The following is a 13497-nucleotide window of genomic DNA, read 5'->3' on the forward strand; positions in this document are numbered from 1 at the left end:
GCGGGCAAGAAACGGGCACGGGACATGCAGGGATTTCTCGACATCTTCGACATCTATCTCCTGGAGGCTGTGATCAACGGCATCCTGCTCGGCGGCGTACTGGCGCTGCTGGCGCTTGGACTGAACCTGATCTTCGGCGTCATCGACGTGACCTGGATCTGCTACGCCGAACTGGTGATGATCGGCATGTACGCCATGTATTTCATGGTGCAGTACTACGGCATCAGCTATTTCATCGCCGCGCCGCTCACCGTCCTGCTGGTCGCGGCGCTCGGAGCCCTGCTGCATTATCTCGTGATCGCCCCGCTGCTGTCGGCGCCGCCGATCAACCAGCTGCTCGCGACCGGCGGCGTGCTGTTCGTGCTCCAGAGCTTTGCCACCGTCGCCTTCGGCATCGATTTCCGTAACCTCGGCATCCGCCTGCCGGTGCTGGCCTTCGGCGACATGAATTTCAGCTACGCGCGGCTGCTCTCCTTCCTCGCCGCGCTGGTCGGCATGGTCGTGGTTTATCTGTTCATGACCCGCACCTTCACCGGCACGGCGATCCGCGCCATCTCCCAGGATCGGCAGATCATGGCCTTGATGGGCGTCGACACGAAGAGGATCTATATCATCACCTCGGCGCTTGGCGGCGCGCTCGCGGGGCTCGCAGCCTGCCTGCTCGTGCTGCAATATGACGTGCATCCCTTCGTCGGCCTGTCGTTCGGACCGATCACCTTCCTGATCTGCGTGCTCGGAGGCCTGGGCAATTTCATCGGCGGCTTCATCGCCGCCTTCGTGTTCGCCGAGATCATCTCGCTCGGCGGCCTGTTCTCCGATCTCGAATGGGGCTACGTGCTCGCCTTCGCCTTCTTCATCGTGATGATGTTCATCCGGCCCGCGGGCCTGCTCGCGAGGCGCTCATGAAGGGTCAGGGACAGTTTGCGGCCTGGATCGTCGGGCTTGCGGCCCTCATCGTGCTGCCCTTCGTCTACCGCGATCCCTATCATTTGCACATCCTGGTGCTGGTCCTGATCTGGTCGTTTGCGTACACCTCCTGGTCGATGATGGGGCGGTTCGGGCTCGTCTCACTCGGCCATGGCGGCTTCATGGGGATCGGCGCCTATGTCACGGCGCTGTTGTGGAACCATGTCGGTCTGTCGCCGTGGATCGGCATTCCCATCAGCATGGTCGCGGCCGGCGCACTGGCGCTGATCGTCGGCTATCCCTGCTTCCGTTTCCGCATCACCGGGCACTATTTCGTGCTTGTGACGCTGGCGCTGTCCGGGATCGTGCTGCAGGTCATCACCGCGACGCGCGACTGGACCGGCGGATCGCTCGGCTATACGCCTAATCGGGCCTCGTCCAACAAATGGCTCGCGCTGCAATTCGACGACAAGACGACCTGGTACCTGATCGCGCTCGGGATCTGGCTCGCAGGCATCGTGATCTGGCATTGGGTCGACCGCAGCATGAGCCGCTACGCGCTGGAGGCGATCTCGGAGGACGAAGACGCCGCGGCCGCCGCCGGCGTCGACGTCACCGCGGAGAAGCTGAAGATCACGCTGATCAGCGCGCTGATGACGGCGCTAGCCGGTGCGATCTACTGCCAGTACCAGATGTTCATCACGCCCGACACGGTGAGCGGCATCTCGGTGTCGCTGCAAATGGTGTTCGCGGCGATCGTCGGCGGCCTCTACGTCTCGCTCGGGCCGACGATCGGCGCCATCATCACCATTCTCCTGGCAGAGACCCTGCGTATCGGCTTCGGAACCAAGGCGGTCGGCTGGGACAATCTCGTCTACGGCCTGTTGCTGGTTCTCTTCATCATATTCCTTCCCAAGGGCATCCTTGGTAGCGTGCTCGACCGCTTGAAGCCGCAACGCAAGGTATCCCCGAGCTCATGAACAAGAAGTCCAAATCGCTCGCCTCCGAACTCGACGAATTCATCACGCCGTTCCGCCACGACGGCGCGGGCAAGTTTCACCTGAAGGATCACAAGACCGATGAGAAGGGCGGGCTGGACAAGGAGACGGCGCAAGCGATCCTCGACGCCAACAAGAAGCGCCTCGTCGACTTTCAGGAAAAGCTCTACGCGCAGGACCGCTGGTCGCTGCTCCTGATCTTCCAGGGTATGGACGCCTCCGGCAAGGACAGCGCGATCAAGGCGATCTTCGAGGGCATCAATCCGCAAGGCTGCGACGTCCATGCGTTCAAGCAGCCGACCAGCACCGAACTCGACCACGACTTTCTCTGGCGCTGTATGATCGCGCTGCCGCCACGCGGCCATATCGGCATCTTCAATCGTTCGCATTATGAAGAATGCCTGGTCACGCGCGTGCATCCGGAAATCCTCGACAAGGAGAAACTGCCTCCGAGACTCGTCACGAAGAACATCTGGCGCGAACGCTTCGAGGATATCTCCGCCGTCGAGCGCTATCTCTCGCGCAACGGCACCGTGATCCTGAAATTCTTCCTCAATGTCTCCAAGGAGGAGCAGCGCCAGCGGTTCCTGGACCGACTCGAGGAGCCCTCCAAGAACTGGAAGTTCTCCATGGGCGACATCAGCGAGCGTGCGCTGTGGCCGCGTTATCAGGCAGTGTACCAGGACATCGTTCGCCACACCGCGACGCCGTTCGCCGCCTGGTACGTCGTGCCGGCCGACCACAAATGGTTCGCGCGCGTGGTGATCGGCTCGGTGATCGTTGCGGCCCTCGATCAGCTCGACCTGCGCTTCCCCCGAGTCGACAAGGAATCGTTGAGCGAGTTTGCGACGGTACGCAAGGCGCTGGAACAGGAAGGGAAGGGAGGCAAGAAGCGGGACAAGTGAGCGACGCCGCGCAAGCGGCTACGAAGAAGCGGCGGAAGTTTGACCTTGCGCTTTGACCTTGCGCACCTTCTTCCGAAGGAGCGCAAGGTCGTTACGGCTCAGTAGCCGCGGCCCCACCAATAGCAGAAGCGCTCGACGTTGGCGGCAAGACCCGTCTCGTAATTGCTCCACTTCTCGTATTTCGGCAGCTTGATCTCCTTCATCGCGGTGTCGATGCATTTGCCGGAATCGGCCGCCTTCTTCACTTCCGCCGAGAGGTCTTCGAGATAGGCGATGTCGTCCTGGACGTCCTTCTTCGTTCCGAAGCGGCCGCCGGCTTGGGGGTGGCCGGGAATCATCCGCTCCCAGTCGAGCGCGGCGAGCTTCTTCAGCGAATCGATATATTCGAGCGGCGAGGCGTTGTCGGGAATGTTGCGGAACTGGATCGACTCGAGCGGCGCGAAATCGACGACGAAGACGAGCTTCTCCTTCGGCAGCCGCATCACCAGCGTGTTGTCGGAATGATTGCGGCCGACAAAGATCAATTCCAGCGTGGTGCCGCCGAGCGTGATCGTCTTCTTGCCGTCGACCACCTGGTCCGGCATCACGACGTCAGGCAATAGCGCATTCTGTTTCTTCAATTCGAGGAAGCGCTCCTTCGCGCGCCTATGCGCGATGAAGGTGGCGCCAAGTTCCTTGAACGGCTTGCCTCCGGCGATGTGGTCGTAGTGATGGTGGCTATAGATGACGTATTTGACAGGCTTGTCGGTGACCGCCTTGATGGCGTCGAGATAGGGTTTTGCGGGGCGCAAATAGGAGATCGGATCGGTGGCGATGACGCCCTGTGGCGTCACGATGAACATCGACTGATGGCCGCCGTAGCGGAAGACATAGACGTTCTCTGTGCCGTCGACCTTCTTGGTCGATGTCTGCGGCGGGGTCTGCGCAGCGGCGGAGCCCACCCCGACGAAGAACGCGGCGAGAGCGGTAAGGCAACGGATCGGCTTCATCTGTTGATTGTCCAGCCAAGAGCGAGGGAACAAAGGAAGGAGTCGTCCACCCGGTTACAAACACTGCTGCTTCGGCTTTATTCTGCTGCGCGCAACCGGAATCGATCAAATATGGAGTCGCCACGGTAGCGCAGGCGTCGCGCGTGTCAAAGCGGCCGGATGCACGCGGAGCATCCGTCGGTAGTAGTTAAGGCATGGATCAGGCTTGAGGAACTCGTCTTCAAATCTAGCGGTTGTGCCATCGTTCCAGCTTGACAGTCTTATGGCACGGGAGGAGCATGTGCATGGTCGCCATCGGCGACGCGTAACGTCCAACCTCATGAGCAAGGGGAGGTCTATGACGCCACCTCCGCAAATCCAGCCGCGTTAAGTGCGATGGAGCTCGTTCGGATTATCGCATAGCGGCAGAAACCGCGAACGGCACGCCGGGACAAGGTTAAGCGGGCTGCATCAGTGAGGCATAGCCCCTTACCTTCCCGGCGCTGTATATTGAGTCAATTTCGCTGCCGGCGATCGCGCAGATGTTGCCGGGGCAGGCTTCCTGAACCATTCATCTCTCCTCCTCGCCATCATTCCGGGACCCGCGCAGACGCGAGCGGTCCCGGGATGATGGATCGCGTTTGTGCACGAGTTGAAACGAAATCCTCGAACACCCGCGCGCGGTTCCTGCGACGCAAAGAATACCAAGAGAAAGAATGCCAAGAGAATGTCGTCGCGGTGGCAAACTTCCGACACATGACGAAGGCGAATAGCGGCAATCCGACATGACTCGTGCGCTCAGCGGTGCTGGTTCCGGTCCCGCAAGCGCTCGTATTTTTCAGGGACTCAGCGTGTCGCATAAGCTTTCCCCCGCTCTTCTGCTCGCCTGTCTCTTCTTTGCAATCTCGGCTCTCACCGGTGTCCACGCCGAGCCGCCTGCAGCAGTGCCAAATGCTTCGGCGACATTGTCGCCCGAGCAGGCGAAACAGGCGCTGGATACGCTGCAGGACGACAAGAAGCGTGCGCAGATGATCGATACGCTGCGTGCAATTGCCAGCGCCTCGGGGCAGCCGCAGGCGGTCGAGCAAAAACTACCGATACCGCTGTCGGCCGACGGTCTCGGTGCGCAGCTCCTCCTGACCGTCTCCGAGGAGATCGGCGACTTCTCGCGGCAGGTTGCCGACATCGCCCGGACGCTGACGCATTTTCCGGCGTTCTATTACTGGATCGTGCGAACGGCCGATGATCCTGCGGCCTACCATCTCCTGGTCGAGATCGCCTGGAAGCTTGCGCTGGTGTTCGGTTGCGCCTTCGGCGCGGAGTGGGTGTTGGTCCGCCTTGTGAGGCGGCCTGTCGCATTCCTGGAAGCGCGCGTGCCGCAAGCCGTTCGCGTGCCGTCGCACGCGTTCCCGGTTGCCGAGCAGGCGTCATTAGTTGCCGCTGCGGAGCCCGAGCTGCAGCGGCGCCGCATGAGCCTCGCGCGGGCCTGGCAGTTGATGCTCCGGCTGCCCTTCGTGCTCGGGCGCCTTGCTCTCGAACTGCTGCCGGTGTTGCTGTTCACGGGTGTCTCGACGATGCTGCTGGGAACCGAGATCGGCGATTCCCCGACCGTACGCCTCGTCATTCTGGCCGTCGTCAACGCCTACGCCCTGTCGCGCGTGTTCATTTGTGTTGCGCGGGCGCTCGCCGGGCCCTTCGGCCTGTTGCCGGCCCGGGCAGAGACTGCAGCCTATATCGAGATCTGGGCCCGGCGCATCGTCGCCGTCGGAGTATCGGGCATTGCCTTCGCGAATGTCGCGCTGCTGTTGGGGCTGCATCGGGCCGGCTATGCCGCGCTGCTGCGCATGGTGATGCTGATCGTGCATCTCTTTGTCGTCGTCATCATTCTGCAATGTCGCCGGCAGGTGGCTGAGGCCATTCGCGCACCCGCCGGCCGACAAGGAGTTGCGGCGCGAATGCGCAATCGCGTCGCCGGCCTCTGGCATTACCTTGCGATTGCGCTCGATCTCTCGCTGTGGGCGGTGTGGGCGCTGAACATCCGCAACGGCTACTCGCTGTTGCTGCGATATTTCGTCGGCACGATCGTCGTTGCGCTGGTCACACGGGTCGCCATCATCGTGACACTGAGCCTGATCGACCGGGGCTTTCGCATCAATCCGGAGATCCTCCAGCGTTTTCCGGGGCTGGAGACGCGCGCCAACCGCTACCTGCCCTTACTCCGCAAGATAGTCTCGGGCGTCATCGCCTTTATCGGCATCGTGGCCGTCCTGGAGGTGTGGGGCGTCGATGCCGTCGTCTGGTTCTATGGCGGCCAGATTGGCGGCCGGCTGCTCTCGGCGGTAGTGACGGTCGGCATCGCCGTCGTGATTGCGGCGGCGATCTGGGAAGCCAGCAACGCGCTGATGGATCACCAAGTGAACGTGCTATCGCGGGACGGGCACTATGCCCGCGCGGCGCGGCTGCGAACGTTTCAGCCGATGCTGCGCACCGTGCTGTTGTGCCTGATCGCCACCGTGGTCGGCCTCACGGCGCTCAGCGAAATCGGCGTCAACGTTGCGCCGCTGCTCGCAGGTGCCGGTATCGTCGGCATCGCCATCGGCTTCGGCTCGCAAAAACTGGTGCAGGACCTCATCACCGGCCTGTTCCTCCTGCTCGAGAACACCGTGCAGGTCGGTGATACCGTCAGCGTTTCCGGCCTGAGCGGAACGGTCGAGAACGTCTCGATCCGTACCATCCGACTGCGCGCGGGCGACGGTGCTGTGCATATCGTGCCTTTCAGCGCGGTGACGACCATCACCAATTCCAGCCGCGGCGCGGGCAATGCGTCGGTCAGCGTCAACGTCGCCTACAAGGAAGATACCGATCGCGCCGGACAAATCCTGAAAGACATCGTCGCTGAAATGCGCCGCGAGCCCGAGTTCCGCGGTGCGATCCGCGGCGATCTCGAGCTCTGGGGCATCGACAAGGTGGACGGCGCGATGGTTTCCATCGTCGGCCAGATCCGCTGCACCGACAGCGGCCGCTGGCCGGTTCAGCGCGAGTTCAACCGGCGCATGAAACAGCGCTTCCAGGAGAGCGGGATCGAGATCGCGTCCTCTGTTCAAACCATCTTGATGCAGATTGCCCCGCCTTCGGATCTCGCGCCGAATTTGGCGCCGCGACGGGCGACCGGCTAGGTCGTAATTTCCTTCTTGCGTCCGGCAGCGCTCGCCGCCCATCAAAGGGCCGAGACTGAAAAGAGGTGGCCGATCGTGACGGCCGCCGACATCAAGGCAGAATAATGCTCAAGGGATCGGCTTTTCGGTTCGCTTGAGACTGTTCTGCATCATCCTTCATCATAAGCGTTCGCTGCGGTGCGAAATCCAACGTCCTTGATCTCCATCAAGGGCTGGCGGACAATGTTTGTCGTCAAATCAAATAAGAAACCTTTTGGGGGAATTCGTGAATAGACCTGATCGGGTCGATGCCCACTCATCACCGTCCAAACCGCAGCACGGCCTGTCACTGCTGCGCGATCCCTTGCTCAACAGGGGCACCGCCTTCACCGAACAGGAGCGCGCCGCGCTCGGACTGCGTGGCCTGTTGCCGCCCTGCGTGCTCACCATGCAGACCCAGGCGGATCGTGTGCTGACCAATTTGCGCATGCTGCCGACCGATCTCGAGAAATACGTGGCGCTGAACGCGCTGCACGATCGCAACGAGGCGCTGTTCTTCCGCGTCGTCTGCGACAACATCGACGAGATCCAGCCGCTGATCTACACGCCGACCGTCGGGCTCGCCTGCCAGAAATACGGCCTGATCTTCCAGCGCCCGCGCGGCATGTTCATCTCGTCGCACGACCGCGGCCAGATCGCCGAGATCCTGCAAAACTGGCCCTACGAGGCCAAGCTGATTGTCGTCACAGATGGCGAACGCATTCTCGGTCTCGGCGACCTCGGCGCCAACGGCATGGGCATCCCGGTCGGCAAGCTCTCGCTCTATTCGGCCTGCGCCGGCGTGCATCCCGAGTTGTGCCTGCCGATCGTGCTCGACGTCGGCACCAACAACGAGGAGCTGCTGGCCGATCCCTATTATCTGGGCCTGCGCGAGCGGCGGCTGACGGGTGAGGCCTATGATTCCTTCGTCGACGAGTTCATGACGGCGGCGCGGAAGACATTTCCGGGCGTGCTGATCCAGTTCGAGGACTTTGCCAATCACTCGGCGTTCAAGCTGCTGCACAAGTACCGGGACGAGGCCTGCGTCTTCAACGATGACATCCAGGGCACGGCCGCGGTGGCGCTGGCCGGCCTGTTCTCGGCGCTGCGCGTCAGTGGCGGTAAGTTGAGGGACCAGAAGATCCTGTTCCTCGGCGCCGGCGAGGCCGCGACCGGCATCGCCGATCTCGTTGTGTCGGCGATGATGGCAGAGGGCACCTCTGAGGCGGAGGCGCTCAGGCGCAATTGGCTGGTGGATTCCCGTGGCCTCGTCGTCAAGGATCGCGCCGGCCTGTCGGGCCACAAGCTGCGCTATGCTCATGATGAGCAGGCGCCGATTGCCGACTTCCTGACGGCGATCAAGACTTTGAAGCCGACGGCGATCATCGGCGTTGCAGCTGTCGGCGGCGCCTTCACGCCCGACGTGCTCAAGGCGATGGCCGCGCTCAACGCGCAGCCGATCGTGTTCGCACTGTCCAACCCGACGTCGAAGGCGGAGTGTTCGGCCGAGGACGCCTATCGGTACACTGAGGGCCGTGCGCTGTTTGCCTGCGGCAGCCCGTATGACCCGGTGAAGCTCAACGGCAGGACCTTCGTCCCGCGCCAGGGCAACAATTCCTACATCTTCCCGGGTGTCGGACTCGGCGTCATCGCGAGCGGTTCGCGGCTCGTGACCGACGAGATGTTCATGGCGGCGGCGCACTCGCTGGCAGATTGCGTCGGCAGGGACGACCTCGACCAGGGCAGCCTCTACCCAGCGCTGCCGCGCATCCGAGAGGTCTCGGCGCGGATCGCCGCGGCCGTGGCACAGGTCGCTTATCAGCGCGGCCTCGCCGAGGGGCCGGCGCCCAATGATGTCATGAGCCAGGTCCAGTCGCAGATGTACGAACCGCATTACTGATGATGGCGTCCGCCGGCGGCAACGCATAGGTCAGCAGCGCGATCCTGCGATCCCGGGTGGAATCGCCGTTGCGCGGCCATGCGTATATGCTACGGTACGTAGCATTACAAGAACAGCCGCAAGGTCATCATCATGGACGATCGTTTGCCCGAACTGGGCGACCTCGAGCGTGAGGTCATGCAATTGGTTTGGGCTCACGGTCCAGTCACGGCCGAGACCGTGCGGGAGCGGCTGTCGCGCCGTCTCAAGGAATCGACCGTTCGCACCGTCCTGCGGCGACTGGAAGAAAAAGGCTACACGCACCATACCGTCGACGGACGCACCTACGTGTACCATGCAGCCGAACCGCGGGCCCGCGTCGCGGCCAAGGCCGTGCAGCGCATCGTCGACTGGTTCTGCAACGGCTCGATCGAGGAAGTCCTGGTCGGCATGGTCGACAACGCCATGCTCGACCAGCAGCAATTGCGCAGCCTGGCCGACCAGGTGGCCAAGGCGAAGAAGGCGAGGGGAGTGAAAAAAGAATGATCGCAACTCTGGCAGAGGCGGCGCTGCGCTCCTTTGTGCTCGGAGGCGTCGTCTGGTTTGGTTTGTATCTCTTTCGCGTGCGCAATCCGCACGTGCACATGACCGCGTGGGTCGTCGTGCTGCTGGCATCGCTGGCGATGCCGTTCGTGATGCACTGGCCCACGGTCACGATCTCCCGGCTGCCCGTGCCGGTGCCGGTCCCGGATAATTTCTGGCCCACCGAGCCGGCAATGCCGGAGCTGTCGCCGCCGGCGAGCCTGGGTGCCGTCGCCGCACCGCCGGCGCGAAGCGCCGCGGCGATCAACTGGGCGTTGTTGACGACCATGGTTTATGCCGGCGTGGCGTCGCTATTGCTGCTGCGGCTGGCCGTCGGTCTCTGGCTCACCTGGCGGCTGGCGCGGGCCGCCAGGCCGATGAACGAGCTCCGCATCGCCGGCGCCGACGTGCGCCTCAGCCGCGATATCGGCGGTCCCGTCACGTTCGGATCGACCATCCTGGTGCCGCCGCAATTCCTCGGCTGGAGTGCGCAGAAGCGCCTGGCCGTGCTCGCCCATGAGGGCGCGCATGTCGCCAATCGGGATTTCTACATCCTGATGCTGGCGTCGCTGAACCGCGCCGTGTTCTGGTTCAGCCCGTTCGCGTGGTGGCAGCACGCACGGCTCGCCGAACTCGCCGAGATCATCAGCGACGCCCAGGCGATCGAGGTGATCGACGACCGGCTGTCCTATGCCGAGATCTTGCTCGACGTCGCGACCAGCGTGAAGCCGCGGCCGATGGAGCTTGCGATGGCGCGGGTCTCGACCGTGCGCGCGCGCGTTGAGCGCATCATTGCCGCGGCGGCGATACCGGTTGCGGTCACCTGGCGCAAGCGGCTGTGGATCGCGGCCTTGATGGTCCCGGCCGTGATCGTCTCGACCGGCATGATCGCCTATCGCACGCCGGATGGTAGTCCTCCCATCGAAGCCGTTCCGGAGGCGACGGTCGCGTCGCACGGCCGTCCCTTCGTCAATTTCTATGCGCTCGGCCAGAACGCGGTGTTCGCGATCTTCCGCGATGGCAACGACCTTTTTGGACAACTGACCGGCCAGCGCAGGCTGCGCCTGACGGTGACCGACGGCATGGCCTCCTACGCAGCTGTTGCGGGCGAGCTCACCTTCTCTGTCGATGCGGAGAGGCGCACGTCTGACCTGGTCCTGCACCAGAACGGCCGCGACATCCGCGCGGTCCGTGTCGCCGAGATGCCGCGCGCTGCGGCCGACACCGTACCCTACGATCATTATGTCGGATGGTATCAGGTCACGCCGTTCCGCGTGCTGACCATCAGCCGCGACGGCGATCGGCTGCGCGCGCAGGAGACCGGCCGGCCCGCCCTCGAAATCTCGGCGGATGGCGTCGATGCATTCTCGACCGAGAGCTACGATGCATTCGTGTTCCTGCGCGACGACCAGAACAGGGTCGCGCGCGTGCTGCTCCAGAACGCCGTCTCCGGCGCGAGGCTTGCGCCGCGCATCGACGCGACGGCGGCTGCTGCCATCGAGGGCGATTTTGCGCGGCGGATCGCGCAGGTGCCGGATCGTTTCCGCGAGCAGGTCCCGGCGCCCGGCGGCAAGGACGCAATCCTGCGCGGGATCGAGGATTTGCGGCGGGGGACGCCGAACTATGAGCGCATGAGCGCGACGCTGGCGGCCAAGATCCGTCGCCAGGTGGACGAACTGCACGCGACGGTCCTGGCGCTGGGCGCGGTGGAGACGATCTTCTTCCGCGGCGTCGGTCCCGGCGGCTACGACATCTATGGCGCGAAGTTCGAAAACGGCACGGCCGAATTTCGAATGGTGCTGGAGCCGGACGGCAAGGTCGGCGACGTGCTGTTCCGGCCCGACGGCAATGACGAGCCGGGCGGCGTTGCCGCCTGTTCGGAAGTGGCCAGCCTGAGCGGCCGTGCCGGCACATCGCCGATCAGGATCATGCTCTACAACGACACCGGCAACGATATCCAGGTCACTGGCCTGGACTCCGACGGTCGTCGCAAGGTGCGCAGGATCGTCAGTCACAACATGTCGGCGTCGTTCCTGACCACCGTCAACAGCCCGTGGATGATCGCCGATCGCGCGGGAAAATGCCTGGAAATCGTCCTGCCGGGCCGGCACACCCGCTTCCACAATGTCGATCTTGCGCATTTGCAAGGGAAGCCGAAGCTCGTGGATCGGCGCACCGTGCCGATCACCGACGGCGAGGAGATGCTGCGCCAGTATATCGAGGCGGTCGGAAAGGGCCGGCCGGACTATACCCGGATGACGACCGAGGTGGCCGAGCAGACGCGCCAGCAGCTTCCCTTTGATCAGGCGATCCTGGCGCGGCTCGGCGCATTGCGCGCGATGTCGTTCCGCGGCGTCTCCGCGCTCGACAGCGACATCTACGTCGCGCAGTTCGCCAACGGCTCGGCCGAGTGGCGCATCGGGATCAAGAACGGCACCATCACGAAGATCGCGCTGGGGCCGAGCTACTAAGGCACGAAGACGCCGGGCGAGAACTCGACCGGCAACGCAATCGCCGCTTGCGTCGCTTTGGCCTAAATGTTACGGTGCGTAGCACTACAAGGCGTAATGCCCAACGAGACGGGGCTCTGCCATGAGCAGTTCTGCAAAAGGTGAAGCGGCTCTCGCCCTCCATCGGTTCGGGATGGGGCCGCGGCCGGGATCGATCGCGGCTATCGCATCCGACCCGCGCGGCGCCCTGATCGCCGAGCTCGACCGTCCGCTCGCATTGTCCGCGGCTGAGGGGCTGCCCTCGAGCGCAAAGGCCTATCGCACCGTGGCCGACGCGAATGCGAGGCGGACGGCCAAGGCCAAGCAGGCGCAGCAGCAAGCCAAGAAACTGCAAGAGAAGCAGCAGGTCGCGACAGCCGGGACCGCGATGGTCGAGGGCGCGAACGAACCGCACAGCGAGAAGCAAGCCCAGGACGCCGGCGAGATGGCGGCGAAGAAGGCCGCCGATGCCGTTCCGGATCCGGGCCGGCCGATCTATCTCCAGGAAGCGAAGGTGCGGATCGAAGCCGCGCTTGCCGCCGAGATCGGCTTTGCCGAGCGCCTGGTGTGGTTCTGGTCCAACCATTTCAGCATCTCTGCGAACCGCATTCAGAGCATGTCCGGCGCCTATGAGCGCGAGAGCATTCGTCCGAATGCGCTCGGCCGTTTCGTCGATCTGCTCGTGTCCGTCGAGACGCATCCGGCGATGCTGTTCTATCTCGACAATCTCGCCTCGATGGGCGCGAACTCAATCGCCGGCATCAATCGCAGCCGTGGCCTCAACGAAAACCTCGCGCGCGAGACGCTGGAGCTGCATACGCTCGGTGTGCGCACCGGCTACACCCAGGACGACGTGATCAGCTTCGCCAACGTGCTGACAGGCTGGACTCTGGTGCCGCCCGGCGACAATCCCGAGCATGGCGGCGAGTTCACCTTCAATGCGCGCCTGCACGAGCCCGGTCCGCAAACCGTGCTCGGCAAGCTCTACGAGCAGGAAGACGCAGAGCAGGGGCGCGCCGTGCTGCGGGATCTGGCGTCGCATCCTGCGACCGCAACCCATGTTGCGAACAAGCTCGCCTGCCACTTCGTCGCGGACACGCCGCCGCCGGCACTGGTTGAGCAGATGGCAAAGACCTTCCGCGACACCGAGGGCAATCTCAAGGAGGTCGCGAAGGCGATGGTGTCGTCGGACGATGCCTGGAGCCAGCCCGCGACCAAACTCAAGCGTCCGAGCGAGTGGGGCGTTGCCATGGTGCGTTCGACCGGCATCATGCAGATCGATCCGACACGCTTCACCGCGGGGCAGGAGCTGCTCGGCGAGCCGCTGTGGCGTCCGCCGTCGCCGAAGGGCTATCCGGATGACGAGGCGAGCTGGATCGACGGCATCGGCCGCCGGCTCGACATTGCCAACAACTTTGCCGAGCGCGTGGCGGCGACCGCCGATCCGCACGACATCATCGAGAACGTGATGGGATCGAGCGTCTCGCTCGAGGCGCGCGAGGCGGTCGACCGCGCCGAGAGCCGGCAGCAGGCGCTGGCGCTCTTGTTCATGTCGGCGGATTTTCAGAGGAGGTGA

The 13497-nt window shown here is 63.7% G+C and carries 8 protein-coding genes and 1 pseudogene; 8 read left to right on the forward strand and 1 reads right to left on the reverse strand.

Translation table 11 applies throughout. The annotated features are described in order from the left end of the window. The first annotated feature begins 24 nt into the window (after positions 1–24). The 3 genes and pseudogenes from JQ632_RS24275 to JQ632_RS24285 all read left to right on the forward strand — a co-directional run bounded on the left by JQ632_RS24275 (position 25) and on the right by JQ632_RS24285 (position 2809). On the forward strand, positions 25–906 hold the full coding sequence (locus JQ632_RS24275) for a branched-chain amino acid ABC transporter permease (RefSeq protein ID WP_212405106.1): 882 nt from the start codon (positions 25–27) through the stop codon (positions 904–906). Next, positions 903–1989 (forward strand): annotated as a pseudogene (locus JQ632_RS24280) (branched-chain amino acid ABC transporter permease). The gene JQ632_RS24275 and the pseudogene JQ632_RS24280 overlap by 4 nt, the downstream one beginning before the upstream one ends. Beyond that, a complete protein-coding gene (locus JQ632_RS24285) occupies positions 1883–2809 on the forward strand; it encodes a polyphosphate kinase 2 family protein (RefSeq protein WP_212405107.1) in 927 nt (308 codons plus the stop codon). Before JQ632_RS24280 ends, JQ632_RS24285 begins: the two are co-directional and overlap by 107 nt. Before the next feature lie 98 nt (positions 2810–2907). On the opposite strand, the gene JQ632_RS24290 is transcribed toward JQ632_RS24285, so the two are convergent. Beyond that, the gene (locus JQ632_RS24290) at positions 2908–3798 is read right to left on the reverse strand and encodes an MBL fold metallo-hydrolase (protein WP_212405108.1); all 891 of its coding nucleotides are present in this window, start codon (positions 3796–3798) and stop codon (positions 2908–2910) included. Positions 3799–4628: 830 nt separating this feature from the next. Between JQ632_RS24290 and JQ632_RS24295 the strand changes: the two genes are divergently transcribed. From JQ632_RS24295 to JQ632_RS24315, 5 genes are all read left to right on the forward strand, one after another. After that, entirely contained in the window at positions 4629–6953 is a 2325-nt protein-coding gene (locus JQ632_RS24295; protein ID WP_212405109.1) for a mechanosensitive ion channel domain-containing protein, read from the forward strand. Positions 6954–7218: 265 nt separating this feature from the next. Beyond that, a complete protein-coding gene (locus JQ632_RS24300) occupies positions 7219–8871 on the forward strand; it encodes an NAD-dependent malic enzyme (RefSeq protein ID WP_212405110.1) in 1653 nt (550 codons plus the stop codon). Between the two features lie 132 nt (positions 8872–9003). After that, complete coding sequence (locus JQ632_RS24305) at positions 9004–9396, forward strand: BlaI/MecI/CopY family transcriptional regulator (protein WP_212405111.1); 393 nt, start codon at positions 9004–9006, stop codon at positions 9394–9396. Further along, the gene (locus JQ632_RS24310; RefSeq protein WP_212405112.1) at positions 9393–11903 is read left to right on the forward strand and encodes a M56 family metallopeptidase; all 2511 of its coding nucleotides are present in this window, start codon (positions 9393–9395) and stop codon (positions 11901–11903) included. Before JQ632_RS24305 ends, JQ632_RS24310 begins: the two co-directional genes overlap by 4 nt. Positions 11904–12024: 121 nt before the next feature. Continuing rightward, positions 12025–13497 carry a DUF1800 family protein gene (locus tag JQ632_RS24315; RefSeq protein ID WP_212405113.1) on the forward strand — a complete coding sequence of 491 codons (1473 nt, stop codon included), beginning with the start codon at positions 12025–12027 and terminating at the stop codon, positions 13495–13497.

The organism is Bradyrhizobium liaoningense, from assembly GCF_018130955.1.
Classification (GTDB): domain Bacteria; phylum Pseudomonadota; class Alphaproteobacteria; order Rhizobiales; family Xanthobacteraceae; genus Bradyrhizobium; species Bradyrhizobium liaoningense_C.

Bases quoted from the DNA above. Each gene is read 5' to 3' on its own strand.
- JQ632_RS24275 (WP_212405106.1), top strand. From the start codon at position 25: ATGCAGGGATTTCTCGACATCTTCGACATCTATCTCCTGGAGGCTGTG.
- JQ632_RS24285 (WP_212405107.1), top strand. From the start codon at position 1,883: ATGAACAAGAAGTCCAAATCGCTCGCCTCCGAACTCGACGAATTCATC.
- JQ632_RS24290 (WP_212405108.1), bottom strand. From the start codon at position 3,798: ATGAAGCCGATCCGTTGCCTTACCGCTCTCGCCGCGTTCTTCGTCGGG.
- JQ632_RS24305 (WP_212405111.1), top strand. From the start codon at position 9,004: ATGGACGATCGTTTGCCCGAACTGGGCGACCTCGAGCGTGAGGTCATG.
- JQ632_RS24310 (WP_212405112.1), top strand. From the start codon at position 9,393: ATGATCGCAACTCTGGCAGAGGCGGCGCTGCGCTCCTTTGTGCTCGGA.
- JQ632_RS24315 (WP_212405113.1), top strand. From the start codon at position 12,025: ATGAGCAGTTCTGCAAAAGGTGAAGCGGCTCTCGCCCTCCATCGGTTC.